The sequence below is a fragment of the Nocardia sp. NPDC052254 genome (genome assembly GCF_040679495.1).
GTDB lineage: Bacteria > Actinomycetota > Actinomycetes > Mycobacteriales > Mycobacteriaceae > Nocardia.
In genome coordinates, this window is sequence record NZ_JBFAUW010000007.1 from 117,525 (window position 1) to 143,639 (window position 26,115).

25 protein-coding genes and 1 pseudogene are annotated in these 26,115 nt (G+C 67.5%); 17 read left to right on the forward strand and 9 right to left on the reverse strand.

Translation table 11 applies throughout. The annotated features are described in order from the left end of the window. Window position 1 precedes the first annotated feature (1 nt). The 3 genes from AB0L57_RS19340 to AB0L57_RS19350 all read right to left on the reverse strand — a co-directional run bounded on the left by AB0L57_RS19340 (window position 2) and on the right by AB0L57_RS19350 (window position 3,567). On the reverse strand, window positions 2–1,300 hold the full coding sequence (locus AB0L57_RS19340; RefSeq protein ID WP_364964289.1) for a cytochrome P450: 1,299 nt from the start codon (window positions 1,298–1,300) through the stop codon (window positions 2–4). Window positions 1,301–1,405: 105 nt separating this feature from the next. Then, window positions 1,406–2,122 (reverse strand): TIGR03089 family protein, encoded by a 717-nt coding sequence (locus AB0L57_RS19345; protein ID WP_364963780.1) that lies wholly within the window; start codon window positions 2,120–2,122, stop codon window positions 1,406–1,408. Next, window positions 2,110–3,567: an LCP family protein gene (locus tag AB0L57_RS19350; RefSeq protein WP_364964292.1), complete on the reverse strand. Its 1,458-nt coding sequence runs from the start codon at window positions 3,565–3,567 to the stop codon at window positions 2,110–2,112. Before AB0L57_RS19350 ends, AB0L57_RS19345 begins: the two co-directional genes overlap by 13 nt. Before the next feature lie 274 nt (window positions 3,568–3,841). On the opposite strand from AB0L57_RS19350, the gene rfbD reads away from it, so the two are divergent. The 5 genes from rfbD (at window position 3,842) to AB0L57_RS19375 (ending at window position 8,992) form a co-directional block, all read left to right on the forward strand. Next, window positions 3,842–4,696 (forward strand): dTDP-4-dehydrorhamnose reductase, encoded by an 855-nt coding sequence (gene rfbD, locus AB0L57_RS19355; protein ID WP_364963782.1) that lies wholly within the window; start codon window positions 3,842–3,844, stop codon window positions 4,694–4,696. A 69-nt stretch (window positions 4,697–4,765) separates the two neighbouring features. Further along, entirely contained in the window at window positions 4,766–5,677 is a 912-nt protein-coding gene (locus AB0L57_RS19360; RefSeq protein ID WP_364963785.1) for a glycosyltransferase family 2 protein, read from the forward strand. Window positions 5,678–5,711: 34 nt separating this feature from the next. After that, window positions 5,712–6,812, forward strand: a complete 1,101-nt coding sequence (locus AB0L57_RS19365; RefSeq protein WP_364963788.1) for an NDP-sugar synthase — start codon at window positions 5,712–5,714, stop codon at window positions 6,810–6,812. Window positions 6,813–6,859: 47 nt separating this feature from the next. Beyond that, a complete protein-coding gene (locus AB0L57_RS19370; RefSeq protein ID WP_364963791.1) occupies window positions 6,860–7,429 on the forward strand; it encodes a TetR/AcrR family transcriptional regulator in 570 nt (189 codons plus the stop codon). A 111-nt stretch (window positions 7,430–7,540) separates the two neighbouring features. Beyond that, window positions 7,541–8,992, forward strand: a complete 1,452-nt coding sequence (locus AB0L57_RS19375) for an NAD(P)/FAD-dependent oxidoreductase (protein WP_364963794.1) — start codon at window positions 7,541–7,543, stop codon at window positions 8,990–8,992. Window positions 8,993–9,059: 67 nt separating this feature from the next. Here the strand turns inward: AB0L57_RS19375 and AB0L57_RS19380 are convergent, their stop codons facing one another. The 5 genes from AB0L57_RS19380 to AB0L57_RS19400 form a co-directional block, all read right to left on the reverse strand. Continuing rightward, the gene (locus AB0L57_RS19380; protein WP_364963797.1) at window positions 9,060–9,983 is read right to left on the reverse strand and encodes a cation diffusion facilitator family transporter; all 924 of its coding nucleotides are present in this window, start codon (window positions 9,981–9,983) and stop codon (window positions 9,060–9,062) included. 91 nt (window positions 9,984–10,074) lie between these two features. Then, the gene (gene manA / locus AB0L57_RS19385) at window positions 10,075–11,310 is read right to left on the reverse strand and encodes a mannose-6-phosphate isomerase, class I (protein ID WP_364963800.1); all 1,236 of its coding nucleotides are present in this window, start codon (window positions 11,308–11,310) and stop codon (window positions 10,075–10,077) included. Further along, a complete protein-coding gene (locus AB0L57_RS19390; protein ID WP_364963803.1) occupies window positions 11,310–12,509 on the reverse strand; it encodes a tobH protein in 1,200 nt (399 codons plus the stop codon). The genes manA and AB0L57_RS19390 overlap by 1 nt, the downstream gene beginning before the upstream one ends. A 92-nt stretch (window positions 12,510–12,601) precedes the next feature. After that, complete coding sequence (locus AB0L57_RS19395) at window positions 12,602–13,993, reverse strand: phosphomannomutase/phosphoglucomutase (RefSeq protein ID WP_364963805.1); 1,392 nt, start codon at window positions 13,991–13,993, stop codon at window positions 12,602–12,604. A gap of 74 nt (window positions 13,994–14,067) precedes the next feature. Beyond that, window positions 14,068–14,466 carry a DUF3499 domain-containing protein gene (locus AB0L57_RS19400; protein WP_025352427.1) on the reverse strand — a complete coding sequence of 133 codons (399 nt, stop codon included), beginning with the start codon at window positions 14,464–14,466 and terminating at the stop codon, window positions 14,068–14,070. A gap of 115 nt (window positions 14,467–14,581) precedes the next feature. Here AB0L57_RS19400 and AB0L57_RS19405 point away from each other — a divergent pair, with 115 nt between their 5' ends. Beyond that, entirely contained in the window at window positions 14,582–15,058 is a 477-nt protein-coding gene (locus AB0L57_RS19405; protein WP_364963808.1) for a metallopeptidase family protein, read from the forward strand. Between the two features lie 252 nt (window positions 15,059–15,310). Here AB0L57_RS19405 and AB0L57_RS19410 read toward each other — a convergent pair whose 3' ends face one another. Continuing rightward, window positions 15,311–15,544: a WhiB family transcriptional regulator gene (locus AB0L57_RS19410; protein WP_036504657.1), complete on the reverse strand. Its 234-nt coding sequence runs from the start codon at window positions 15,542–15,544 to the stop codon at window positions 15,311–15,313. A gap of 642 nt (window positions 15,545–16,186) precedes the next feature. On the opposite strand from AB0L57_RS19410, the gene cofD reads away from it, so the two are divergent. The 11 genes and pseudogenes from cofD to AB0L57_RS19465 all read left to right on the forward strand — a co-directional run. Further along, complete coding sequence (gene cofD / locus AB0L57_RS19415; RefSeq protein ID WP_364964297.1) at window positions 16,187–17,140, forward strand: 2-phospho-L-lactate transferase; 954 nt, start codon at window positions 16,187–16,189, stop codon at window positions 17,138–17,140. Window positions 17,141–17,163: 23 nt separating this feature from the next. After that, the gene (locus AB0L57_RS19420; RefSeq protein ID WP_364963810.1) at window positions 17,164–18,552 is read left to right on the forward strand and encodes a coenzyme F420-0:L-glutamate ligase; all 1,389 of its coding nucleotides are present in this window, start codon (window positions 17,164–17,166) and stop codon (window positions 18,550–18,552) included. Next, complete coding sequence (locus tag AB0L57_RS19425; protein ID WP_364963812.1) at window positions 18,549–19,067, forward strand: NUDIX domain-containing protein; 519 nt, start codon at window positions 18,549–18,551, stop codon at window positions 19,065–19,067. Before AB0L57_RS19420 ends, AB0L57_RS19425 begins: the two co-directional genes overlap by 4 nt. A gap of 171 nt (window positions 19,068–19,238) precedes the next feature. Beyond that, window positions 19,239–20,465: an alkane 1-monooxygenase gene (locus AB0L57_RS19430; protein WP_364963815.1), complete on the forward strand. Its 1,227-nt coding sequence runs from the start codon at window positions 19,239–19,241 to the stop codon at window positions 20,463–20,465. Between the two features lie 141 nt (window positions 20,466–20,606). Further along, window positions 20,607–20,771, forward strand: coding sequence for a rubredoxin (locus tag AB0L57_RS19435; protein ID WP_364963817.1), 165 nt, complete (start codon window positions 20,607–20,609; stop codon window positions 20,769–20,771). A 138-nt stretch (window positions 20,772–20,909) separates the two neighbouring features. Beyond that, window positions 20,910–21,092: a rubredoxin gene (locus AB0L57_RS19440; RefSeq protein WP_364963820.1), complete on the forward strand. Its 183-nt coding sequence runs from the start codon at window positions 20,910–20,912 to the stop codon at window positions 21,090–21,092. A gap of 42 nt (window positions 21,093–21,134) precedes the next feature. Then, window positions 21,135–21,755 carry a TetR family transcriptional regulator gene (locus tag AB0L57_RS19445; protein ID WP_364963822.1) on the forward strand — a complete coding sequence of 207 codons (621 nt, stop codon included), beginning with the start codon at window positions 21,135–21,137 and terminating at the stop codon, window positions 21,753–21,755. A 363-nt stretch (window positions 21,756–22,118) separates the two neighbouring features. Further along, window positions 22,119–23,222, forward strand: coding sequence for an alkane 1-monooxygenase (locus AB0L57_RS19450; protein ID WP_364964300.1), 1,104 nt, complete (start codon window positions 22,119–22,121; stop codon window positions 23,220–23,222). A gap of 104 nt (window positions 23,223–23,326) precedes the next feature. Next, the gene (gene ahcY / locus AB0L57_RS19455; RefSeq protein ID WP_364963825.1) at window positions 23,327–24,811 is read left to right on the forward strand and encodes an adenosylhomocysteinase; all 1,485 of its coding nucleotides are present in this window, start codon (window positions 23,327–23,329) and stop codon (window positions 24,809–24,811) included. A gap of 463 nt (window positions 24,812–25,274) precedes the next feature. Beyond that, a complete protein-coding gene (locus tag AB0L57_RS19460) occupies window positions 25,275–25,922 on the forward strand; it encodes a dTMP kinase (protein ID WP_364963828.1) in 648 nt (215 codons plus the stop codon). Between the two features lie 70 nt (window positions 25,923–25,992). Then, window positions 25,993–26,115: pseudogene (locus AB0L57_RS19465) on the forward strand (DNA-binding response regulator); the annotation flags it as partial.

Genomic DNA, 26,115 nt, shown 5'->3' on the forward strand with positions numbered 1-26,115 from the left:
ATCACACGGCACTGGTCTGCGCGGCACGCTGTCCGAGTAGTACCGGCAGCCGGCTGTAGCCGTGCAGGGTGAACAGCGGGCGGCGTCTGGGGATGCCCGCGAGCACGAGATCGGGGAACCGCTCGAACAGCGCCCGCAGCGCGTGGGTGCCCTCCATCCGCGCCAGGCTGGCACCGAGGCAGACGTGAATACCGCTGGAGAAGGTCAGGTGTTCCTTGGCGTTGGCCCGGGTGACGTCGAAGCGATGCGGGTCGGTGAAGACGTCCGGATCGCGGTTGGCTCCCGCCAGCGACAGCACGACCGTGTTGCCCTTGCGGATGCGCACGCCCGCCAGCTCGGTGTCGTGACCGGCGATGCGCCCGGTGTTCTGCACCGGTGAGTCGAAGCGCAGCACCTCCTCGATCGCGTTCGGCCACAGTTCCGGATCGTCGCGCAGCCGGTGCAGTTGTTCGCGATGGTTCACCAGTTGTACGACACCATTGCTGATCAGGTTGACCGTGGTCTCGAAGCCGGCGCCCATCAACAGCGTCGCCGAGGCCTTGAGTTCCCGGTCGTCGAGATCACCCGAGGCGACCAGACCGGACAGGATGTCCTCGCCCGGTTCGCGGCGCAGCCGGGCGATGTGCGCGTCGAGATACCGGTCCATCTCCACGATGGCCTTCGACGCCGCTCGCGTGGTGGGCCAGCTGATCCCGATATCGAGCATGGGCGAGACGGCATCACCCCAGGCCAGGAAGTGCTTGCGGTCGGAGTCGGGGAAGCCGAGCATCTCGGAGATGATCGCGATGGGCACCTGTGCCGCGAAATCCGACACCAGATCGGCGGCGCCGCGTGGTGGCAGTGCGTCGAGCAGTTCGGACGTGACCGATTCGACGCGATCGCGCAGTCTCCTGATCGCGCGCGGTGTGAACGCCGATGCCACCGGTTTGCGCATCCGGGTGTGATCCGGCGGATCGATCACCAGCATCGACGGCGGCTGCACCGGATTCGGTGGCAGCTCCAGCCGGTCCAGCATCGGGCGCAGTGGAGTGGGGACGAACCCCTCGGCCGCCGCCACGCCGAAGCTGGTGTCGCGCAGGATCGTCCGGACGATTTCGTGGTCGGCACTGGCCCAGCCGACCGGTGAGAGCACCAACCGTCCGCTGGCGCGCAGCGATTCGAGCAGCGGTATCGGATCGTGCACCGCTTCGGGGCTCGACATCAACTGCGCGACGGGATCGCCCCGGCGGGCATAGGTCTTCAGGACGAGCCGTGGCGTGCCCTGTACCACCAACCATCGAAACCAGTGCTGCGGCTTCATCGCCATCCCCGTTCGTCGTCCGGTTTCCTGGTTCCAGACTACGGAGACGGCGCCGGGGCGAAAACGGCCCGCGGGTGGATCGTTCCGCCCTACCGGGGTAGGAGATCAGTTGCGCTGAACGGTCACCCGTTCGGACTCGATCCGCTGTGGTTGTTTCGCGGGATCGGCGGCGGTGACCTGCACCAGCGAGGCGCCGGCGGCGTAGACCGCGAGCAGTCCGTCGATCAGCTCGGCGGCGGTGTCCCAGCCGGTTGTCGACAGCACCCGGTCGCCCGGGCCGAAACCCTGCCGTTCGGCGGAGCCGCGGGCCGCGGCCAGCGTCTTCGCCACATCGGCGCCGTCGAGTGCGGGCCCCGCGCCGGCCGGGCGGAACTGGTCTCCGTGACCGCGAACCGAGGTCGCGAAATCGGTGATGCCGACCGGCAGATCGCGGACCGGGCCGCCCATGGGATCCAGTGACAGGGCCGCCACCTCCGGTATGTCGGTGGTCTCGTGCAGGCGGGCGGCCGCCACCAGTGCCAGTTCGGCGTCGGCATCGGCGTGCAGCACGACCTCGGTGCCGGCCCACCAGCAGCCCAGCAGGACCGCCGCGGTCTGCCAGTGCGCCGGGAGCAGGACCGCCACCCGGGCCCCGGGAGCCAGACCGAATTCGTCGCGAATCATGTTGCCGGTCTTGGCGGCCCAGTTCGCCAGGGTCAGGGCCGACAGCTCGATCCGGGCACCGGTGCTGTCGTCGTAATGCGTGATCCGGGGTGCCGCGGGCTCCCGGGCGAGGATCGGACCGAGCAGGGCATCGGTGAGGGTGTCGTTCAGTTCACGCATTTCGGTCCGTTCTGGCCGGCATCGATGGGAGGCGCGGGCGGTACCGGTGTCGGGGCGCCCGAGGTCTGGGAGGTTCCCGACAGATCGAACAGCGAGCCCGCGTCCGAGCCCGGACCAGAGTAGTCATCGGCGAGGACGACGCGGACCGCCCCCTCCGGCAGTTCCTGATCGGCTGTCACGGTGAGCCCGCCGAGCGCCTCGGCGACCGTCTTCGCCTTCGGATCGGAGGTGGATGTGGCGAGCACGCGGCTGCTACGCACCGGAGCTCCCGGCCAGTTCTCCACGGTCCCGGTGTGAAAACCCTTACCCGTCAGGGCCTGTGCCACCTGACCGGCCAGGCCCGCGGTGCTGCCCGCGTTGTAGACGTCGGTCGTGATCGTGTCCGGTGCCACGGCGTCGCCATCGCCGTGATCGCCGCCGCCGCTATCGCCGCTGTCGCCGACCGCCGCGGCGACGAACGACTTGACCGCCTTCGGATCCACCTTCACCACGGATTCGCCGTCGGAGGTGGTGGCGTTCAGGTTCTGCACCGGGATGGTCTCGAAGTTCACCTTGCCGCCCGACAGATCCTGCAACTGGTGCATGAAGGCCACCACATCCCAGTCCTTGTCCAGCACGATGGTCCGGCCCACGGCGTCGCTGAGCTCACGCAGCTTTCCGGGATTGGCGAGGATCCGGGCATTGAGCGCCTGGTTGACCAGTGCGGCCATGAACACCTGCTGCCGAACGATCCGATCCAGATCCCCGCGCTGCAGATCATGGCGCTGACGGACGAAACTCAATGCCTGGGGCCCGTCGAGCCGTTGCTCCCCGGCCGGAAAATCCGCGCCCGACAGCGGTTCGTCGACGGGATTGTTCAGGCATACCGGTACCCCGCCCACGGCATCGGTGAGCAGCACGAAGCCGAGCAGGCCCACCTCGGCGTAGTGGTCGACGGTGATGCCGGTGAGGTTGGCGACCGACTTGATCAGCGCCTGCCGGCCCGCCTGGGTGGACTTCTCCTCGATCTGGGAAGCCGACAACCCCTGTTCGGCAAGCTTCTCCCGGGCGGCCTCCTTGGTCGTACCATAGGCGGAATTGATCTTGCCCTTGCCGATTCCGGGGATGTCGACATAGGAGTCGCGTGGTATCGAGATCGCGGTCGCCGAACGGCCGTCGTTGGGCACCCGGATCAGCACGATGGTGTCGGTGTTGGTGCCCACCTCGTCCCCGGCGTGCAGCATGGCCCGCTCCTGGTCGCTGAGCGGATTGCCGTGCGCGTCGGTACGGCTGTCGATCCCGACCATCAGGATGTCGACCGCGCCGTCGTGGCCGCCGCCCAGGCCGAGATTGCCGATCCGCTCGATCCCCGAAACGAGGGAGTCCACGCTGTGCCAGCCGAACCCGGTCACGATGAAGACCACCGCGGCCGCGGCGACGGCGAGCAGGCGACCGGGCCGGTTCACCCGGGTGCCCACGGCCGGGCGTACGCCGCGGGCGCGCGGGACGCGACCGCCCGACAGCGGTGCACCGGTGCCGCGTGGCCGCGGCGACGATGCACTTCTGTTCTGCGGCACTCGGTATTCCTTTTCCACTTCGCGATCGACCCCCGTTCGGGAACTCGGCCACGCGGACGGATCCGGCAGGCGGCGTACGTGTGGGTTCCCGCTTTGGAGGCTAGTCAACCCCACCGCCCGTACCGCTGAACCGCTGTTGGCGCGGCGTGCCAGACTTGCCCGGGTGAGCCTCGTTTCTCAGTCCCGGATCGTGATCACCGGCGCCGGTGGGCAGCTCGGCCGCGCATTGGCGGATCGCGCCCCGGAAGCGGTCGCCCTGGGCCGTGCCGACCTCGACATCACCGACTCCGACGCCGTCGCGGCGGCGGTGCGATCCGGTGATGTCGTCCTCAATTGCGCCGCCTACACCGCGGTCGACGCCGCCGAGTCCGACCGGGCCGCGGCACGCGCCGGCAATGTGACCGGTCCCGGTATCCTCGCGGCGCGCTGCCGGGAGATCGGGGCCCGGCTGGTGCACATCTCCACCGACTACGTCTTCGACGGCACCGGCGAGCGCCCCTACGAACCGTCCGACCCGACCGGCCCCACCAGCGTGTACGGCAGCACCAAGCTGGCCGGTGAGCGGGCCGTGCTGCTGGCCGATCCGCGGGCCACGATCGTGCGGACCGCCTGGGTCTACACCGGTGACCGGGGTGATTTCGTGGCCACCATGCGCCGGCTGGAGGCCGAACGCGAGACGATATCGGTGGTCGAGGATCAGGTCGGATCACCCACCTATGCGCCCGATCTCGCCGCGGGATTGCTGGAACTCGTTGCCCAGCACAAGAATCCGGGTGTCGTGCACGCGACCGGCTCCGGTGCGGTGAGCCGGTTCGAGCTGGCGCGCGCGGTGTTCGCCGAACTCGGCGCCGATCCGGACCGGGTACGGCCGTGCGGCTCCGCCGATTTTCCGAGTCCCGCACGGCGACCGGCATATTCGGTGCTGTCGAATCGGTCCTGGGTCGCTGTCGGGCTCACCCCGCTGCGCGATTGGCGGGACGCGCTGTCGGACGCCCTGCTCCGGGTCGCACCCCGTTAGACGGTGGTGTTCGCGGCCCGGTGTGCGTCATTGCCGCCTCCGGGCGCCGACCCATTAAGCTGGCCTCCCGTGAGTGCTTCGGATTCAGTCCCCGCCGCGGACCCAACGCCTGTGCTGGCGGTCGTCACCGTGACCTACTCGCCGGGCGAACATCTCGGCCATTTCATCAGCACCCTGGCCACCGCGACCGATCGGAAACCGCAGGTGATCCTGGCGGACAACGGCTCCACCGACGGTTCGCCGGAGCTCGCCGCCGAAGCCGACGAGCACGTCACCCTGCTACGCACCGGCGGCAACATCGGCTACGGCGGTGCGATCAATCGCGCGGTCGCCGAGATCGATCCCGAGATCGAGTTCGTCATCATCGCCAATCCGGACGTGCGCTGGGGCACCGATGCGATCGACCAGCTGCTCGAGGCCGCGCGGCGCTGGCCGCGCGCCGGCGCCCTCGGCCCGCTGATCCACGAACCCGACGGCAGTATCTACCCCTCCGCCCGCCGGGTGCCGGGCCTGCTCGACGGTGCCGGCCACGCGGTATTGGGCGCGGTATGGCCGGGTAACCCGTGGACGCGCCGCTATCGCCAGGACAACGAGGACATCGCCGAGCGGACGGTGGGCTGGCTGTCGGGGTCTTGCCTGCTGGTCCGGCGGGCCGCCTTCGACAGCATCGACGGCTTCGACTCGCGCTACTTCATGTACATGGAGGACGTCGACTTCGGCGACCGGATGGGCCGGGCGGGCTGGCACAACGTCTTCGTGCCGACCGCGGATGTGACCCATGCCAAGGGGCACGCGGCCGGACGGCATCCGGAGACGATGTTGCCCGCGCACCACGCGTCCGCTTATCGTTTCCAGGCCGACCGTCATCCACACTGGTGGCAGGCACCGCTGCGCTGGGCGTTGCGCGCCGGACTTGCGATTCGCTGCAAAATTGCGGTTCGATCTGCGCTACGTGAACGCGATCGCGCCGCGCAACGATGATGCGTTGACCGAACGCCGAACAGAGGAAGACTCAATGCCGGACATTCGGGAGGGAGCGGGCGTGGATACCGCGACGGACGCCGTCATCCTGGTCGGTGGCCAGGGCACCCGGTTGCGCCCGCTGACCCTGTCGGCGCCGAAACCGATGCTCCCGGTCGCCGGTTTGCCGTTCCTGCACCACCTGCTGGCCCGGATCGCCGATGCCGGCATCACCCATGTGGTGCTGGGCACGTCGTTCCGGGCGGAGGTCTTCGAGGAGCATTTCGGTGACGGCGCCGAGATGGGCCTCGACATCGAATACGTCACCGAGACCGAGCCGCTGGGCACCGGTGGCGGTATCCGCAACGTGCTGCCGAAGCTGCGTGCCGACAACGTGATGGTGTTCAACGGCGACGTGCTGGGCGGCGCCGATCTGGGCGCGATCCTCGACACCCACGCCTCGACCCGTGCCGATGTGACCCTGCACCTGGTCCGGGTCAGCGACCCGCGCGCCTTCGGATGTGTGCCCACCGACGAGAACGGCCGGGTCACCGCCTTCCTGGAGAAGACCCAGGATCCGCCGACCGACCAGATCAACGCCGGTTGCTACGTCTTCCGCCGGCCCTACATCGAGAAGATCCCGGCCGGTCGCCCGGTCTCGGTCGAGCGGGAGGTCTTCCCGTCCCTGCTGGCCGAGGGCGCGCATGTGCAGGGGCACGTGGACGTCTCGTATTGGCGCGACATGGGTACCCCCGAGGACTTCGTCCGTGGTTCGGCGGATCTGGTCCGCGGTATCGCCCCGTCACCGGCGCTACCGGGCCAGCGCGGTGAGTCGCTGGTGCATTCCGGTGCGGGTGTCGCCCCGGGCGCGCTGCTGATCGGTGGCACGGTCGTCGGCCGTGGTGCCGAGGTGGGCGCCGGTGCGCGACTCGACGGTGCGGTGCTGTTCGACGGCGCTCGGGTCGAGGCCGGTGCGACGGTCGAGCGTTCGATCATCGGATTCGGCGCCCGTGTCGGTCCGCGCGCCCTGGTCCGCGATGCCGTGATCGGCGACGGTGCCAGCGTCGGCGCCCGCTGTGAACTGTTGCGCGGTGCGCGCATCTGGCCGGGTGTCGATCTGCCCGACGGCGGTATCCGCTTCTCGACCGACGTGTGAGCCACCTTCTTCATCGCTAACTTGTCTAGCGATGCTAGCATTTTCGTATGACGGTACAGGAACGCAAGGAGCGTGACCGCGCCCAGCGCCGCCAGGCGATCATCGACAGTGCGCGTGAACTGGCCGAATCCGACGGCTGGGATGCGGTGACGGTGCGCCGGCTCGCCGAGCGCATCGAATACAGCCAGCCCGTGCTCTACAGCCACTTCTCGGGAAAGCGGGCGATCGTCTCGGCAGTCGCCGAAGAGGGCATCGGTCAGCTGCTGGATGTCCTGCGCGCCGCCCGCGAGCAAGCCGACGGCCCCGCCGCCACAGAAGCCGTCGTCCGGGCCTATCTGCGATTCGCCGCCGAGAACGCCGCGCTCTACGACGCCATGTTCGTCCTGGATACCGAACTGCCCTTCGGCCCCGATGCGCCCCAGACGCTGCGGGACTGCTTCGAGGAGCTCGAGCGGCTGTTCCGCCCGCTCGTGCCCGAGGCCGAATCCGGGGCGTACACGGAGGTGTTCTGGAGCACGCTGCACGGGCTGGCGGCGCTGGACCGCAGTGATCGCCTCCGCCCGGACCTCCGGGAACAGCGCATGCAGGTCCTCATCCGCTGGGCCACCCGGAGCTGACGAGCCCGGCACGTCCGTGGCCCGCATCGCGAGCCGGTGTGGCCCTTGATTTCTCAGCCTTGCGTCGGCTGCCTCGCGACGGCCTCGGCGCTCGGTCCTACAGTGGTGATCATGGCGGATGCAGTGGTGGTCGGCTCGGGGCCCAACGGTCTGGCCGCGGCGGTGCTGCTGGCCCGCGCCGGGCTCGAAGTCGAGGTGTTCGAGGCCGCGGAGCACGTGGGTGGCGGCTGCCGTACCGCGGAATCGACCCTGCCCGGCTATCGCCATGACATCTGCGCCGGTGCGCATCCCATGGCATCGGCATCCCCGTTCTTCCGCGCCTTCGACCTGGCGGCCCACGATGTGGAACTTCTCGTTCCGGAGATCTCCTACGGGCATCCGCTCGATGGTGGCAGGGCGGCGCTGGCCTGGCGCGATCTGGAGCGCACCGTCGAGGGGCTCGGCCGGGACGGGCCGGTCTGGCGGCGGCTGTTCGAGCCGCTGGTGCGACGGTCGGACGCGGTGGTCGAGCTGGGGATGTCGGATCTGCGCGGCCTGCCTCGCGATCCGGTGACCGCCGCGCGCTTCGGGCGCCGGCTGGTGGAACAGTCGACACCGCTGTGGAACATGAGGTTTCGTGAGGAGGCCGCCGCGGCGCTGTTCACCGGCGTGAGCGCGCACGCCATCATTCCGCCCCGGGCCTTCGCCGCGGCGGGAGTGGCGTTGTTACTGGGCACCCTCGCCCATACCGGAGGCTGGCCCGTTCCGCGCGGTGGTAGTCAGGCGATCGTGGACGCGCTGGCCGCCGATATCCGGCGGCACGGAGGGCGTATCCACCTGGGGCATCGGGTGGACTCACTGGATGAGCTCGCGGGGGCTCGCGCCGTCCTGCTCGATACCGCGCCGACCGAACTGCTGCGGATCGCCAGGCTCCCCGCGGGCTATCGGAATCGACTGCAGCGCTATCGGTTCGGCGGTGCGGCCTGCAAAGTCGATTTCGCGCTGGCGGGCCCGGTACCCTGGCGGGCCACCGAGCTGGGGGCGGCGGGAACCGTCCATGTGGTCGGCACCCGTGCCGAGGCGGTGGCCGCGGAACGGGCGGTCGCCGCGGGCCGGCACGCGGCACAGCCTTACATGTTGGTGATCCAGCCGGGAGTGGTCGACGATTCCCGCGCGCCTGCCGGTGGGCACACCCTCTACACCTACGCGCATGTCCCCAACGGGTCCGATCGTGATGTCAGCGCCGAGATCATCGCCCAGATGCAACGTTTCGCTCCCGGCTTCCGCGATCTGATCCGGCACACCCACGTCCGGACGGCTGCGCAGATGTCCGGACACAATGCGAACTACGTCGGGGGCGACATCGCGGCCGGTGCGATGACCATGTGGCAGACGGTCTTTCGCCCGACACCGCGCTGGAACCCCTATGCCACCGCGCTGCCCGGCGTGTACCTGTGCTCCGCGGCGACCCCGCCCGGTCCGGGTGTGCACGGTATGTGCGGGATGCACGCGGCCACCCATGTACTGCGGGATCGGTTCGGCATCCGCACACCTGCGGCCGAGCTGCTGCACACCCCGGTCTGAATCGGATCCACGGCACGAGGGCGGCCGCCGGTGGGCGGGGGAACTCCGGGCTCGCGCGTCGTCGTGGCTAGGCGACCGCCTGCTTGCGGTACAGATCCGGCTCGATGTAGATGACCCGGGCGGCCGGCACCGCGGCGCGCACCCGCTCCTCGGCATCGTCGATGGCCGTCGCGATCTGGGCGATGTCCAGATCCGGCACGATCGCCACCTTGGCGGCAACCAGCATCTCCTCGGGGCCCAGGTATTGGGTGCGCAGATGGATCACCCGGTCGATACGGCTGCCGTCGACCAGGTTGGTGCGGATCGCCTCGTTCTCCGACGGCGTGGCGCCCTCGCCGATCAGCAGGCTCTGCATCTCCACGATCAGCACCACCGCGATGACGCCCAGCAGGACGCCGATGCCGAGGGTGCCGATGCCGTCCCAGACCGGATCTCCGGTCAGCACCGTGAGGAGCACCGCGCCGAGCGCGATCAGCAGACCGATCAGGGCACCGGTGTCCTCCAGCAGCACGACCGGCAGCTCGGGACTACGGGAATTGCGGATGAACCGCCACCAGCCCGCCCCTTGGCGCAGCGGCGAGGATTCCTTCATCGCGGTGCGGAAGCTGTATCCCTCGAGCACCGCCGCGATACCGAGGATGACGATCGCCACCACCGGTGAACTCAGGTGCTCGGGATGCTGGATCTTGTGTATGCCCTCGTAGATCGCGTACATCGAGCCCAGCGAGAACAACACCAGCGCCACGACGAAGGAGTAGAAGTAGCGGTTGCGCCCGTATCCGAACGGGTGCAGTTCGTCGGCTTCCTGTTCGGCGCGCTTCTGTCCGAGCAGCAGCAGGCCCTGATTGCCGGTGTCGGCCACCGAGTGCACCGCCTCGGCCAGCATCGATCCCGAGCCGGTGATCGCCGCGCCGACGAATTTCGCCACCGCGATACCGGCGTTCGCGGACAGCGCCGCGAGGATCGCCTTCTTACCGCCACCTGCAGACATGGTGTCGCCCCGGTCCTTTCGTTGCCGGCGCACGCCGGTAGATGTCCGATTTGTCGATCAATCTACTAGGCCCGGTACCGGTGACGTCGAGTCACTCACCGACGCAGGCGCAGAACAGCTGGGCCGGGCCGTCGACGGCGGCCGCCCGGATCTCGGTATCGGCGGCCGAGATCCACGCGGCACTGCCCGCGGTGATCGGCAACGCGGCACCGCCCTGGGACAGCCGCACGGTTCCGGCTGTCACCAGCATGATGCCGGGGCCGGTCCGCGGAATCTCCACGGGTTCGGCATCCGCGGCCAGCTCGAATCGGCGCAGCGCGAATTCCGGTGCGGGCGTGCGATATCGGAATGTGCCCGGGCCGACCGGCTCGGGCTCCACGATCGGCAGTCGCAGCGGTTCGAAGTCCAGCACGCGCAGCAGTTCCGGCACGTCGACGTGTTTGGGGGTGAGCCCACCGCGCAACACATTGTCGGAATTCGCCATGATCTCCACGCCGATACCGCGAAGGTACGCGTGCAGGCTGCCCGCGGCCAGGAACAACCCCTGTCCCGGTTCGAGCGTCAGCCGGTTGAGCAGCAGGGCCGCCAGCACGCCGGCATCACCGGGATAGGCCTCGGCCAGCTCCAGGGTGGTCTGCGCCTCGGCCGCGAACTCCTTGGCCTGGCGCGGAGATTCGGCGGGATCGACCTGTTTGAGATAGTGCACGCAGCCGTCGAGCACCTTCGGCAGCAGGGTGGCCAGCATGGCTTGTGGCAGGGTGATCCAGGTGGTGAACAGGGTGCGCAGGCCGTCGGCATCCGGTTGAGCGGCGAGTAGTTCGGCGTACTGCATCAACTCGGGCACGGCGAGCACATTGAGCAGATCCACCGTCCGGAGCGGATCGCGGAATCCGGCCAGTGCCTCGAATCGGTCCAGCGCCACCACCAGTTCGGGTTTGTGGCTGTCGTCGCGATAGTTGCGCATCGGTGAGTCCAGCGGAACCCGAGCGTGATTCTCCCGGTCGAATCCGTAGCGAGCCTGGTCGGCACTGGGGTGAGCCTGCAGCGACAGCGGTTCCTCGGCGGCGAGGATCTTCAGCAGGAACGGCAGCCGGCCACCGAATTCCGGTGCCACCGAACCCAATTCCCTATTGGGATCGGTCTCGAGTAGTTCCAGCAGAGACCTGGACTCACCGTCGGACAGGATCTTCGCGGGATCGGCGGGGTGGGCACCGAACCACAATTCGGCCTCGGGATGGGCCGAGGGGACCTCCCGACCGCACAGCTGAGCGAGTGCGGTGCGTGATCCCCAGGCGTAGGAGCGCAACGCACCAACGAGTTCGTGCACTAGTAGTGGCCCCCGTCGTAGTGGGCGGGCCGCCCGGCGGACGTGGGGCCGGCGAGCAGACGCAGATAGGCCGCGGCCATCTCCAGTCGCAACACCAGCACTGCCAATTGTTCGAGCTCGCTGCCCCGCCCGGCCACCGGTGACTGCGGTTCACCCGCACCGGCGTCGCGCGGCACGCTGGCCTCGGTACGCATCAGATCGACATCGACATTCACCAGATCGGCGTCCACGATGCCCGCACCCGCGCCGAAGACGGCAAGTCGCCGTCGCGCCGCGACCTGATCGGCGTCGGCGCTGAGCACGAACACCCGGGCCCGGTCCACCGGCGCCGGGCCGTCGAGCTGCTCGTCGTGGAACAGCGGATCGTAGCCGGGAGCGGTGACCTCGGCGGATTCGACGAGCCGCGCATTCGCGGCCACGGCCTCGGTGAGGTCGGCCGCGGTGGCGATCTGGCCGGCGGTCTGCAGCAGTACCTCGGCGCCGTGCTGAGCGACGACCGCGGCGGCGGGGGAGTCACCGGTGAGTACCAGACGCCGCTCGCGCATCCGCGCAGCGAGGGTCTTCGCTGGATTGTGGAAGACCTCGTTGTGCGGACCGTCGCGCAGGGCCTCGGCGTCGAGCACATCGGCGAGTACCTCGAGATCCGGTACCAGCGGGCCGATATGGCTGGGATCGATCGCCTGCAGCACCGCGACACCGACCGCGAGGAAGCGCAGGATCCGGTTGTGATCGAGCACCCGGACCCGTGGTGCCAAGATGGCCGCCCGCCCGGCGGCCGCGGCGCGCATCGGTCCTTCGTCGGGTGCGGCGACCACGACTTCGGCACCGCGGCGCAGCGCGCGATCCACGGCACCGGTCAGTCGCGGATCGGCGGAGTCGTCGCCCGCGACGACCACGACATCCAGCGAACCGACCCACTGCGGAATGGTGGTGGCGCCCACGATGGGCAATCCGGCGCGGTCGCCGAACGCGGCCTGTAGCAGTGTCGCCATGCGTGCTGCCCGGCCGGTGCCGGAGACGAGTACCAGACTGCGCGGCCGCAGGCCGTCGAGTCGTGCGAGTGCGCCCTCGGCGACGTCGGCGGCGGTGGCACGCACCTGTGCACCCCCGGAGGCGGCCGAGCGCAATATTCCACCGGAATCCGCAGCCTCCAACGAGGCGACGTCATCGAGATCGAGTACGGGTGTCCCTGCGATCATCGGGCGTTGCCACCTCCCCTCAATCGGGTCACCACGCCGGGTGAAGTCGTTGTCCCCGGGTGAATCCAAGCCCTGTGATTCCACTATTCCAGTCAGCCGCGCACGATGCTCAGAATCTCGGTCACGAGTGCGTCTACTTCCTCCTGCGAACGCGCCTCGACGTTGAGTCGCAGCAGCGGTTCGGTGTTGGACGCGCGCAGATTGAACCATGCGTCACCGGGCAGCCGCACGGTCACACCGTCGAGACGGTCCACCGATTGGGCGCGTCCCTCGAATGCCGTGACAACGGCCATGGTCCGGTCTTTCGCATCCGCCACTGTGGAGTTGATCTCTCCGGACGCGGCATATGTCGCATAGGAGGACGCGATCTCCGACATCGTCCGGTCCTCGCCACTCCCGTCGCTCCCGCCGCCGAGCGCGGCGAGGACGTGCAGGGCCGCGAGCATACCGGAGTCGGCACCCCAGAAATCGCGGAAGTAGTAGTGGGCGGAGTGTTCACCGCCGAAGATCGCACCCGTCGACGCCATCTGCTGCTTGATGAACGAATGCCCGACCCGGGTGCGTACCGGGGTGCCGCCGAGTTCGGTGACCAGCTCCGGTACGGCTTGGGAGGTGATCAGGTTGTGAATGATGGTCGCCCCGGGCTCCTTGGCGAGTTCGCGCTCGGCGACCAGTGCCGTCACCGCGGAGGGAGAGACCGGTTCGCCGCGCTCGTCGACCACGAAGCAGCGGTCGGCGTCACCGTCGAAGGCCAGACCGATGTCGGCTCCGGTCTCACGCACGTACTTCTGCAGGTCGACCAGATTCTTCGGGTCCAGCGGGTTGGCCTCGTGATTGGGGAACGAGCCGTCGAGTTCGAAGTAGAGGGGTTCGATCGTCAGTTGCGGTACGGCGCCGAGGACGGCCGGCACCGTGTGCCCGCCCATGCCGTTACCGGCGTCGACCGCGACTTTCAGTGGGCGGATGCCGCTGAGATCGACCAGTCCGCGCAGGAATTCGGCGTAGGCCTCGAGCAGATCCTCCTCGGTCGCGGTGCCGCGCGGCCCCGGTCCCGCGGGCACACCCTCGATCAATTCGCTCGCGATGGTCGCCAGGCCGGTGTCCTGACCCACGGGCAGGGCGTTGGCCTTGCACAGCTTGATGCCGTTGTAGCGGGCGGGATTGTGGCTGGCGGTGAACATGGCGCCCGGGCACCGCAGATGACCGGAGGCGAAATACAGCTGATCGGTGGAGGCGAGTCCGATGTGAACGACATCGAGGCCCTGGTCCAGAACGCCCTCGGCGAAGGCGGTGGCCAGCTCCGGAGAGGATTCGCGCATATCGTGACCGATGACGATGCGAGTGGCGGAATCACGCATCAGTCGCGCGAAGGACGCGCCGACATCGCGGACGAAGGCCGCGTCGATCTGCTCTCCGACAACCCCGCGAACGTCGTATGCCTTGACAACTGCGTGAACGGACTCGGCGGACCGGGCGACTGTCATGACCAACACCCTAATAGGACGTCCGCCTCGATCGGGCTTCAGGCCGGTCGCGGGTGTGCCGCCCGGGTGTGGCCTCAGTTCGGCGGATCCGGCAGCACCCGCAGGTGCCCGCGGCGGCCGGTGCGGCCGGGACGCTGCGGCCGGGACGGCGGCGGCGTGTAATCGGAATAGCCGGGCTGCTCGGGTTCCGGTGCGCGGCGGCGCATTCCGGCCTCGCGGACGGCCTCGGCCAGTGCGGTCAGATCATCGTCGTCCGGTGTGCTGGAGGAGAAGCCACCTTCGTGGCGGACCATCTCCCAGCCCTTGGGCGCGGTGATGCGGGATCCGTGGGTCTCACACAGATCCCAGGAGTGCGGCTCGGCGACGGTGGCAAGGGGGCCGACGACGGCGGTCGAGTCCGAGTAGACATAGGTGAGCGTCGCGACGGCCGGATTCTTGCAACCGGGGCGGCAGCAACGACGCATGGGAATCACGCCAAGCAGACTAACCCCCCAGGCCGTGTGTCGCAGACAGACACGCTGACTACAGTGTCGCCGCTCGTGGAGATCGGATCACCGACGCGCGATCGCGATGACTACTGTCGCAAATATGACCCGTTCGAAGAGGCGGCCGGTGACGAGCCGTTCGGTGGTGCGCCGTGGGCGCGGCGTGCGCGGACCGATGCTGCCGCCGTCGGCGCCCGCGCGCCGCACTCGCGGTCAGCAGTTCGACCGGCTGGTACTGGAGGCCTTCGCGCCGTTGGACGCCCGGTGGCACGACCGCCTGACCAAACTCGACATCGCGGTCGACGACGTCCCGAAGATCCGCCCCCTGCACCCGGATTCGGTCACCTGGCCCGACGAGGTCGTCGCCGATGGCCCGGTCCCGCTGTCCCGCCTGATCCCCGCCGGCATGGACCGGCACAACGCGGCCACCCGTGCCCGAGTGGTGTTGTTCCGCAAACCCCTCGAGCTCCGCGCCCACGATCCGGAAGACCTCCTGGACCTGTTGCGCGAGGTCCTGGTCCAGCAGATCGCCACCTACTTGGGCGTGGACCCGGAAATCATCGACCCGACGGGGGAATGACCCGCGAGCCGGATACAACGCTCGGCCCCGATATGGCGGTTACCCGATCCGAGGCCGGGACGTGCGGGTGAGTCCTCCGCGCGCCTCGCTCCGCCGAAGCGGAGCGAGGCGAACGGGGAACCGTGACAACAGATTTCGCGAGCACATGGGTAACTCACCGGGCACGCCCGGAACCTGACCGAGTTCCCTGCCGCCGCCCCGAGCCGCTGCCTACGCGGCTCTCACTCGTCCGCAGCGGCTCGGGGTGGCAGTTCAGCTGATGCCGCGCTTGAGGCGACGGCGTTCGCGTTCGGACAGGCCGCCCCAGATTCCGAAGCGTTCGTCGTGGGCGAGCGCGTATTCCAGGCACTCGTCACGAACCTCGCAACCCAGGCAGATCCGCTTGGCTTCCCTTGTGGAGCCGCCTTTTTCGGGAAAGAAGGCTTCCGGATCGGTTTGGGCGCACAACGCCCGCTCCTGCCACTGCTCTTCGATGGTGTCGAACATCGTATCGAAGTCGGTGACGATGAGACTCAGCTGCGGTGGCTCGGGTTTGCGTTGTGTGCGTGCCCATTGTCCGCCCTGCGGGGTTCTGTCGAGTTGCCCCGGTTCGGATGTCACCGTGCTGCCCCCCTCTCGTTCGTCGTTCCGGCCATCAGCGCAGTCGCCTGGTGCTGCGCATGCTGTGGAATCGGTTTGCGATACACCGCCCGGAATGCCCGACGGGGCCAGCTCCTCGGCCATCGCTCCGCCTCCTCACTGTGTGTTAGCGCAGAATGATTGTTCCGTCGGACCGAACGTGCCCTCCGACGGTCCCACACCGCGACGTAGTCCCGCGGACATCCCCGAGCTTGTCGTTCCGGTACGAACACCTGTTCGAAAACTGGTCTGCGCCATAAGCTCTCGCGCGGACCCGGAATGACATGTCTGTGATTAGACACGCCGGGCACAGCGATGGTCAAGCTGCCGACACAATTCCGTTACTATCCGTGACCGCCTTCGGCTCGGTTCGGTAACCCCCGAGTAGCAAATGACCAGCAAATACGCACTCGAACGAGCCCTTCCGGGCACCGCATAGGCTGTGCGGATGTGACTGGAGAACAAGCGGACATCGCGGCCGGTATCGCACGCGATGATGCGCATCCGCGCATTGCTGTGTTGGTCGGCGGAGTCGGCGGCGCGCGCTTCTTGCAAGGCGTGCGGGAACTGCTGCCGAACGCGGATGTAACGGCACTGGTGAACGTCGGCGATGACGTCTGGATGCATGGTTTACGAATCTGTCCCGACCTGGACACCTGCATGTACACGCTGGGTGGAGGCATCGATACCGAGCGCGGCTGGGGTCGGGTGGGAGAAACGTGGCACGCCAAGGAGGAACTGGCGAAATATCACGCCCAGCCCGATTGGTTCGGGCTCGGAGATCGCGATATCGCGACACATCTCGTACGTAGTGAAATGCTGCGCGCGGGATACCCGCTCTCGGCGGTAACCGAAGCGCTGTGCAACCGCTGGGAACCCGGCGTGAAACTTCTCCCGGCGACCGACGACAGATGTGAAACCCATGTAGTGATCAGTGAGCCGGACAACCCTGGCGAACGCCGCGCGATTCATTTCCAGGAGTGGTGGGTTCGGTACCGAGCAAACGTCGAGACCCATGGATTCGTCACAATCGGGGCGGAACAAGCCAAACCGGCACCCGGTGTGACCGAAATCATAGGACAGGCTGATGCGGTTCTACTCGCCCCGTCGAACCCCGTGGTGAGCATCGGTGCGATCCTCGCGGTGCCGGGTATCCGGGGTGCCCTGCGGACCACCTCGGCGAAGGTGGTGGGCCTCTCGCCGGTGATCGATGGAAAACCTTTGCGCGGCATGGCCGATGAGTGCCTCGAGGTGATCGGTGTGGAGACCTCCGCGGAGGCGATCGGTCGGCACTTCGGCGCCCGCTCGGACACCGGCATCCTCGACGGCTGGCTGATTCATTCCACCGATGAGGCCGAAGTGCCGGGGGTGGAGGTGCGCAGTGTGCCGCTGCTCATGACCGATCCGGCGGCGACCGCCGAAATGGTCCGTGCGGCACTGGATATCGCGGGGGTACCAGCGTGAGTGATCAGGAGCGGAGCACAACCATGGAGTACCCGGCACACGCGGCAGCGGAGCACGGCGTGAGCGAGCACGCCGGTGATCACGCGCCCGGCGGTGAGATCCGGATCATTCCCGTCCCGGGGCTGCCGGAGTTCCGGCCGGGTGACGATGTCGCGGAACACATTGCGGCACAGGCGCCCTGGCTCGCCGACGGTGATGTGCTGGTGGTGACGAGCAAGATCGTCGCCAAGGCGGAGGGGCGGATCGTCGCCGCGCCGCTGGATCCGGATGCGCGCGATGCGCTGCGCCGCGAACTGGTGGATGCCGAAGCGGTGCGGGTACTGGCGCGCAAGGGCCGCACGTTGATCACCGAGAACCGGATCGGGATCGTGCAGGCCGCCTCGGGAGTCGACGGCTCGAATGTCGAACAGGGCGAACTGGTTCTGCTGCCGGCCGATCCCGATGCGAGCGCGAAGGCCATCCGGTCCGAGCTCGCGCGGCGGCTGGGTGTCGAGGTCGGGGTGGTGATCACCGACACCATGGGCCGTGCCTGGCGGATCGGTCAGATCGATGCCGCAATCGGTGCCGCGGGTCTGCGTGTGGTGCACGACTATGCGGGTGCGGTCGACGGGCAGGGTAACGAACTGCAGGTCACCCAGGTGGCCGTGGCCGACGAACTCGCTGCCGCAGCAGATTTGGCGAAGGGCAAGCTCGGCGGGGTTCCGGTCGCGGTGGTGCGCGGGCTGGCCACGGTCGACGACGGCTCGACCGCGAAGGATCTACTGCGCGGTGGTGAGGAGGATCTGTTCTGGCTCGGTACCGCCGAAGCGATCGAGCGCGGGCGCCGGGAAGCGTTGCTGGTGCGGCGGTCGGTGCGACGTTTCGCCACGACACCGGTCGCGCCCGAACTGATCCGGGCGGCCGTCGCCGACGCGCTCACCGCGCCCGCACCCCATCACACCCACCCGGTGCGTTTCGTCTGGGTTCGCCGGCCGGAATTGCGCAGCAGGCTGCTGGATGCGATGGCCGCGCAATGGCGCGATGATCTGGGCGGTGACGGGCTGGCGCCGGAACGGGTGGAACGCCGGGTGGCGCGCGGGCGCATCCTGTTCGATGCACCCGAGGTGATCATCCCGTTCTGTGTACCCGACGGTGCGCACGACTATCCCGATCAGCGTCGCCGTGCGGCCGAGTCGACGATGTTCACCGTGGCGGTCGGTGCGGCGGTGCAGGGCCTGCTGGTGGCACTCGCGACCCGCGATGTCGGCAGCTGCTGGATCGGCTCGACCATCTTCGCGCCGGAGGTGACGCGCGAGGTGCTCGACCTCGCACCGGACTGGAATCCGCTCGGCGCCATAGCGGTCGGCTATCCGGAAGGGGAGCTGGAAGTGCGGGAGCCCCGGCCGGGCGGATTCGGGCTGATCGAGCTGTGAGCGCCGCATCGCTGCGTGCGTCGGCCACGGGACTGCTGGAAAGCTGGTCTCCCGCAACTCATCCGGAGCAGTCGATCCGGGAGGCGATGCTCGCGTTCCTGGGGTCGGCGCCGCGCGGCTGCCTACGCGAACACGTACCCGGCCATATCACCGCGTCGGCCGTGGTCTTCTCCGCCGACGAGCGGGAGGTGCTGCTGACACTGCATCCCCGGGTGGGCCGGTGGATTCAGCTGGGCGGACACTGCGAGTCCGATGACGAGACCGTCGTCGACGCCGCGCTGCGGGAGGCGACCGAGGAATCGGGGATCGCCGGGCTCACGGTGGAGCCGGGACTGTACGGCGCGCAGGCGCATCCGATCACTTGTTCGCTGGGCGTGCCCACGCGGCATCTGGACCTGCTGTTCAAGATCCGCGCGCCACGTGGTGCGGTCCCGGTGCGCAGTGCGGAATCGACTGATCTGCGCTGGTGGCCCGTGGATGCGCTGCCGGCCGATTCGGATGTGCTGTTGCACTGAGGTTCGGTTCGCGCGGCGGTGTGCCGAGTCGCCGTCGTGGTTCTACCCGGTCACGATGGGTTTACAAATCACTGCAGATGTATAGACAGCCGACAAATTGCGACATATTGTCCACGGTAGGAGTTATCCGCATCACAGTCGATGTGGCAGCTGTATCGAATGGAGACAACGATGTCGACCGAAGCCGGAGCTTCCAGCGGAGTACTCGACTCGGGATGGCGTGATCGCAAGCGTTACCTGTGGCTGTGGGGTCTGTTCGCCCCGACCGGGTTGTTCATCATCGGATTGCCGGCGGTGTGGGCACTGAACGAACTGGGCTGGCAGACCTTGGCGAGAGTGCCGTTCTGGCTCGGTCCGATCCTGATCTACATCGTGATCCCGGCCGCCGACCTGTTCTTCGGCGCCGACGGGGACAACCCGCCGGACGAGGTGATGGAGTACCTGGAGAACGATCGCTACTACCGCTACCTGACCTATATCTATCTGCCCTGCCAGTACGCCTCGCTGATCATGGCGTGCTACCTGATCACCGCGGGCAATCTGAGCTGGCTCGGCATCGACGGTGGTCTGGGGGTGGTCGACAAGATCGGACTGGCGCTGACCATCGGCATGATCGGCGGAATCGGGATCAACACCGCGCACGAACTGGGGCACAAGAAGGTGCATCTGGAGCGCTGGCTGTCGCGGATCGCACTGGCTCAGACCTGGTACGGGCATTTCTATATCGAGCACAACCGCGGCCATCACGTGCGGGTGGCGACACCCGAAGATCCGGCGAGTTCGCGGGTGGGGGAGACATTCTGGGCGTTCTGGCCTCGTACGGTGTGGGGCAGTCTGCGCTCGGCGTGGGGGCTGGAGCGCACGCGATTGGCTCGCCTCGGCAAGCGGCCTTGGACGCTGCGCAACGATGTGCTCGGTGCCTGGGCGATGTCGCTGGTGCTCTACGTCGTTCTGGTCGCCGTATTCGGTATCGGGTTGCTGCCGTATCTGATCCTGCAGGCGGTGGTCGGATTCAGTCTGCTCGAGGCGGTCAACTATCTGGAGCATTACGGGCTGCTGCGGCAGCGGACCGACCGTGGCCGGTACGAGCGACCGCTGCCGCGGCACAGCTGGAACAGCGACCACATCGTCACCAACATCTTTCTCTACCACCTGCAGCGGCACAGCGATCACCACGCTTACCCCACCCGCCGGTATCAAACCTTGCGCAGCTGGGACGGCGCGCCGAATCTGCCCAGCGGGTACGCCAGCATGATCCTGCTCGCCTACTTCCCCCCGCTGTGGCGCCGCGTCATGGACAAGCGTGTCATCGCCCACTACCAGGGTGATCTGAGCCTGGCGAATGTACACCCGCCCAAGCGATCCCGAGTCATGGCGCGGTACCAGGAGGCAGGGTGAGTGACAATCGCGTAGCGGCTCGGCCTGCCGATCGGGTGCGGGTGTCCCGCAGGTACCAGGAGGCAGGGTGAGTGACGATCGCGTAGCGGCTCGGCGTGCCGATCGGGTGCGGGTGTCCCGCAGATTTCAGGAGGTGGCGCCGTGAGCGCATTTCGTTGCCCTGTCTGCGATTACGTGTACGACGAGGCCAAAGGTGCTCCCCGCGAGGGTTTTCCGGCAGGAACGCCCTGGGATTCGGTACCCGATGACTGGTGCTGCCCGGACTGCGGGGTGCGGGAGAAGATCGATTTCGAGGAGGCAGGGTGAGTGACAATCGCGTAGCGGCTCGGCGTGCCGATCGGGTGCGGGTGTCCCGCGGATTTCAGGAGGCAGGGTGAGTGACGATCGCGTAGCGGCTCGGCGTGCCGATCGGGTGCGGGTGTCCCGCGGATTTCAGGAGGCAGGGTGAGTGACTTCCGTATCTATCAGTGCATCCAGTGTGGCTTCGAGTACGACGAGGAGCAGGGCTGGCCGGATGAGGGGATCGCGCCCGGTACGCGCTGGGACGATATCCCCGACGACTGGACCTGTCCGGACTGCGGCGCCGCGAAGGCCGACTTCTTCATGGTCGAGATCGAGCGTTCGTGAGTCGTTTTGACTGCGGAATCCACCCGTGACACCGTCAGCGGTATGCCGCGTAACGGTGCCCGGGTCCCGTATCAGGAGGCTGCCCGCAGCCTCCTGCGTAGCTCCGTACTCGACGCGATGCGCGAACTGCTCGTCGAGCGCGACTGGGTCAAGATCACGCTGGGGGATGTCGCCGCGCGCGCGGGGGTGAGCCGGCAGACGCTCTACAACGAGTTCGGCTCCCGGACGGGCCTGGCTCAGGCCTACACGGTGCGGCTCGCCGATCAGCTGGTCGACCATGTGGGAACCGCCATCGACGACAACGTCGGGGATGCGCGGTCGGCCTTCCGCGAAGGTCTGGCAAATTTCATTCTGGACAGCGCTGCCGATCCGCTGGTGCAGTCGCTCGTCGTCGGCGAGGCGAAACTGGATCTGCTGCGATTGATCACACTCGACGCCGGACCGCTCATCGAACACGCCGCCCAGCGATTGGCCGCCGCTTTCGAGCGGAGTTGGGTCGGCGCCTCGTCGTCCGAGGCAGATGTGCTGGCGCACGCGCTGGTGCGTATCGCGATCAGCTATATCCCCACCCCGGCGGCCGTCCATCGGGACGCCCCGGAGGAACTGAGCCGGCTGCTGTCGCCCTATGTGGAGGCAATCATCGCCGCTTCGGAGCGTCGCTGAACCGTTGTCGAATCATATTGTGACGTATAACGATTGGTCGTGAAGGCAGGCGGCGGATGCTGACCGGCCGCCGAGACCGCCGCCACGATGTGCGGACGATTCTACGGATGCTCCTCACCGCCCGTATCGCCCCGTCGAGCCTGTTAGCTCCAGGGATGCCACAGGCCGTGCGGCGGCCGCGGACCGCGGGGCCTCGGCACTGTCGGATGTAACGGTCGCCACCTTTGGCAAGTTCGATCCTGCGTAACAACCGGAAACTCGATACATATTTACCTGGAAGGAATCCGTTTCGTTTCTAGTGGAGCATGCGTGCAATCGGTCGGCAAACAGGCGGTCTCGGCAGATCTCAAACGGCATCTGTGGATGCTGGGATTGATAGCGCCCGGCTGTGCATTACTCCCGTCCCAGCTGGTCCTGCACACGGGTATGGCGGTGTTCTGGTGGATCGGTCCGATCATCGTGCTGGTCGCGATTCCGCTACTGGACTGGCTCGTCGGCGAGGACGGCTCCAACCCGCGCGACGAGGATTACGAGCGGCTCTCCCACGACCGGTATTACCGGTGGTGCACGTTCCTTTTCCTGCCGATCCAGCTGGCCGGGCTGATCATCGCCGCCTGCATGTGGGGCGGTCACGACCTCGGCGTTGTGGACAAGGTGGGCCTGGCGGCCACGCTCGGGCTGGTCAGCGGGATCGGTATCAATGCCGCGCACGAGCTCGGTCATCGGGTCGAGCGCCTGGAACGCTGGCTGGCCAAGCTGGCGCTCGCTCAGTCGGGGTATGGGCACTTCTTCGTCGAGCACAACAAGGGCCATCACGCCCGGGTCGCGACTCCAGATGATCCGGCCAGTGCCCGGATGGGGGAGTCGTTGTGGATGTTTCTGCCACGCAGCATCGTCGGCGGTTTCCGATCCGCGATCCGGCTCGAGCGCGATCGGCTGGCCCGCAAGGGGCTCGGCTGGTGGAACGTGCGCAACAACATTCTGCAGGCCTGGACGATGACGGCGGTGCTCTTCGGCGCCCTGGTGCTGATGTTCGGCCTGGGCGTGCTGCCGTATCTGCTGTTGCAGGCGGTGATCGGATTCGGGCTGTTGGAGACGGTCAACTACGTCGAGCACTACGGCTTGCTGCGCGGGCGACTGCCGGGCGGCCGGTGGGCGCGGTGTTCGCCGGCGGACAGCTGGAACTCCGATCGGCTGGTCACCAACATCTTCCTGTTCCACCTCCAGCGCCACAGTGACCACCACGCCAATCCCGGCCGGCGTTATCAGACGCTGCGCAGCACGCAAGAGGCGCCGCAGCTGCCCGCCGGATACGCCACGATGATCCTTTTGGCGGCCGTTCCGCCGCTGTGGCGCCGGGTGATGGATCCGAAGGTGCGGGCTCATTACGCCGGGGATCTGACCCGCGCCAACATCGCTCCGCGCAAGCGTGAACGCATTCTGGCCGCCTACGGGCTGGCGGGTTGATCGGGTACGGCTGGGTCCGCCACGACGTCGGCGCACACCGTACGCGCCGGAGCGACTAGCCTGAGTTGTCGTACCGACATCCACCGAGAGGCTGATCCAGGCGCATGACGACCTCAGAACTTTCCGCTAGCCCGACGCTGACTCCTGATGTCCGTAACGGCATCGACTACAAGGTGGCGGATCTGTCGCTGGCCGAGTTCGGCCGCAAGGAAATTCGACTCGCCGAACACGAGATGCCCGGGCTGATGGCGCTGCGCCGCGAATACGCGGAGGTGCAGCCGCTGAAGGGGGCGCGCATCTCCGGCTCGCTGCACATGACGGTGCAGACCGCGGTGCTGATCGAGACCCTGGTCGAGCTGGGTGCGCAGGTGCGGTGGGCATCGTGCAACATCTTCTCGACCCAGGATCATGCGGCCGCGGCCGTCGTGGTCGGCCCGCACGGCACCGTCGACGAGCCCAAGGGCACCCCGGTCTTCGCCTGGAAGGGCGAGAGCCTGGAGGAGTACTGGTGGGCGGCCGAACAGATGCTCACCTGGGCCGGCGAGCCCACGAACATGATCCTCGACGACGGCGGCGACGCCACCATGCTGGTGCTGCGTGGCGCGCAGTTCGAGAAGTCGGGCGTCGTTCCGCCCGAGGACGAGACGCATTCCACCGAGTACAAGGTGTTCTTGAACCTGCTGCGCGCGAGCCTCGAGGCGGCGCCGGGCAAGTGGACCGCGATCGCGGAATCCGTGCAGGGTGTCACCGAGGAGACCACCACCGGTGTGCTGCGGCTGTACCAGTTCGCCGCCGCGGGTGAGCTCTCCTTCCCGGCGATCAACGTCAACGACTCGGTCACCAAGTCCAAGTTCGACAACAAGTACGGCACCCGCCACTCGCTGATCGACGGCATCAACCGGGGCACCGATGTGCTGATCGGTGGCAAGAAGGTGCTGATCTGCGGTTACGGTGATGTCGGCAAGGGCTGTGCGGAATCGCTGGCCGGTCAGGGCGCGCGCGTCCAGGTCACCGAGATCGACCCGATCAACGCGCTGCAGGCGCTGATGGACGGCTTCGACGTGGTCACCGTGGGGCAGGCCATCGCCGACGCCGACATCGTGATCACCTCGACCGGTAACAAGGACATCATCGGCCTCGACGATATGAAGGCCATGAAGGACCAGGCGATCCTGGGCAACATCGGTCACTTCGACAACGAGATCGACATGGCCGGCCTGGAGAACTCCGGCGCCAGCCGCCTCAACATCAAGCCGCAGGTCGATCTGTGGACCTTCGGTGAGTCGGGTAAGTCGATCATCGTGCTGAGCGAGGGCCGGCTGCTGAACCTGGGCAACGCCACCGGCCACCCGTCGTTCGTGATGAGCAACAGCTTCTCCAACCAGGTCATCGCGCAGATCGAGCTGTGGACCAAGCCGGAGGAGTACGACAACGAGGTCTACCGCCTGCCCAAGGTGCTCGACGAGAAGGTCGCCCGCATCCACGTCGAGGCGCTGGGCGGCAACCTCACGAAGCTGACCAAGGATCAGGCCGAGTACATCGGTGTGGACGTCGAGGGCCCGTACAAGCCCGAGCACTACCGCTACTGAGGTCCGATGTCCGGCAGGACATTTCGATGTTCTGCCGGACCGGGATCTCCGACGGGCCGTTGGTCGGGCGCAGATCGTGCCCGGAGCGCATCGATGGGTGCCGCTGAGCGATTCGAGAGAGTTGACCAGCTCTGCCGTACCGCTGCCGCCGCCCCTGTCGACCGGCACGGGTGTCGCGGGCGGGTTCGGTCACCGTCGGCGCGGGTTCGAGGGGAGTGGCGCGGCGTCGCCGCTCCGGCTCCGAGAATCGCGGTGAGTAGCGGAGTCGCTGTCCTGGCGCGAAACGCGTTGGTGGGGTGCATGATCACCTTCCGGCGTGGGTGCACCCCGCCCATGGTGCGACGTCCGCCCGCTGTTCGCGTCGAGTCGTTCGACATGTGTGCGACCGACCGTCGACGATTTTCCGAACAGTCGCGACCGGGAGGCTGAACGACGTCCGGCGCAAGCCTGTAACCTGCACGCCATGGGTGCACTCATCGCAGTGGAGGGCCTCGACGGCGCCGGTAAACGGACCCTGATCGATGCCGTCGTCACGGAGCTGCGTGCGGGCGGGCGGCGGGTGGAAACACTCGCCTTCCCGCGCTACGGGCGGTCGGTGCACGCGGATCTGGCGGCCGAGGCGCTGCGCGGCCGCCACGGCGACGTGGCGGGCTCGGTGAACGCCATGGCGCTGTTGTTCGCGCTGGATCGCGCGGACGCCCGCGACGAGCTGTCGAAATTGTTGGTGGACAACGACATCGTGCTGCTGGATCGGTACGTGGCATCCAACGCCGCCTACAGTGCTGCCCGGATGGGCGAGGACGCCGATGGTGAAATGGTCTCCTGGGTAGCGGAATTGGAGTTCGCCCGGTTCGGGCTGCCCGTCCCCGACGTGCAGGTCCTGCTGGACGTACCGGCCGAATTGGCGGCTGAACGCGCCCGGCGCCGAGGCGAACTCGACAGCGCTCGTGCCCTCGATGCGTACGAACGCGATATATCGCTGCAGGAACGCACCGCGGGGGTCTATCGTGTGTTGGCCGCATCGCACTGGCACGGCCCGTGGTGGGTCCATGCGCCGCAGGACGATCCGGCCCGACTCACTGCACGACTGTCGGATCCGATTGGCCGATAAGGTGGGATGAGCGCCGGTAATGTAACCAGTGTTGGCGTGGTTGCCCGTTCCGAGCCGGAGAGATGACAACATAGTAGTTATGAAGCCGAAGATTCTGGTCGTCGACGACGATATGGCGCTCGCGGAGATGCTCACGATCGTCTTGCGCGGCGAGGGTTTCGACCCACATGTCGTCGGTGACGGCACGCAGGCA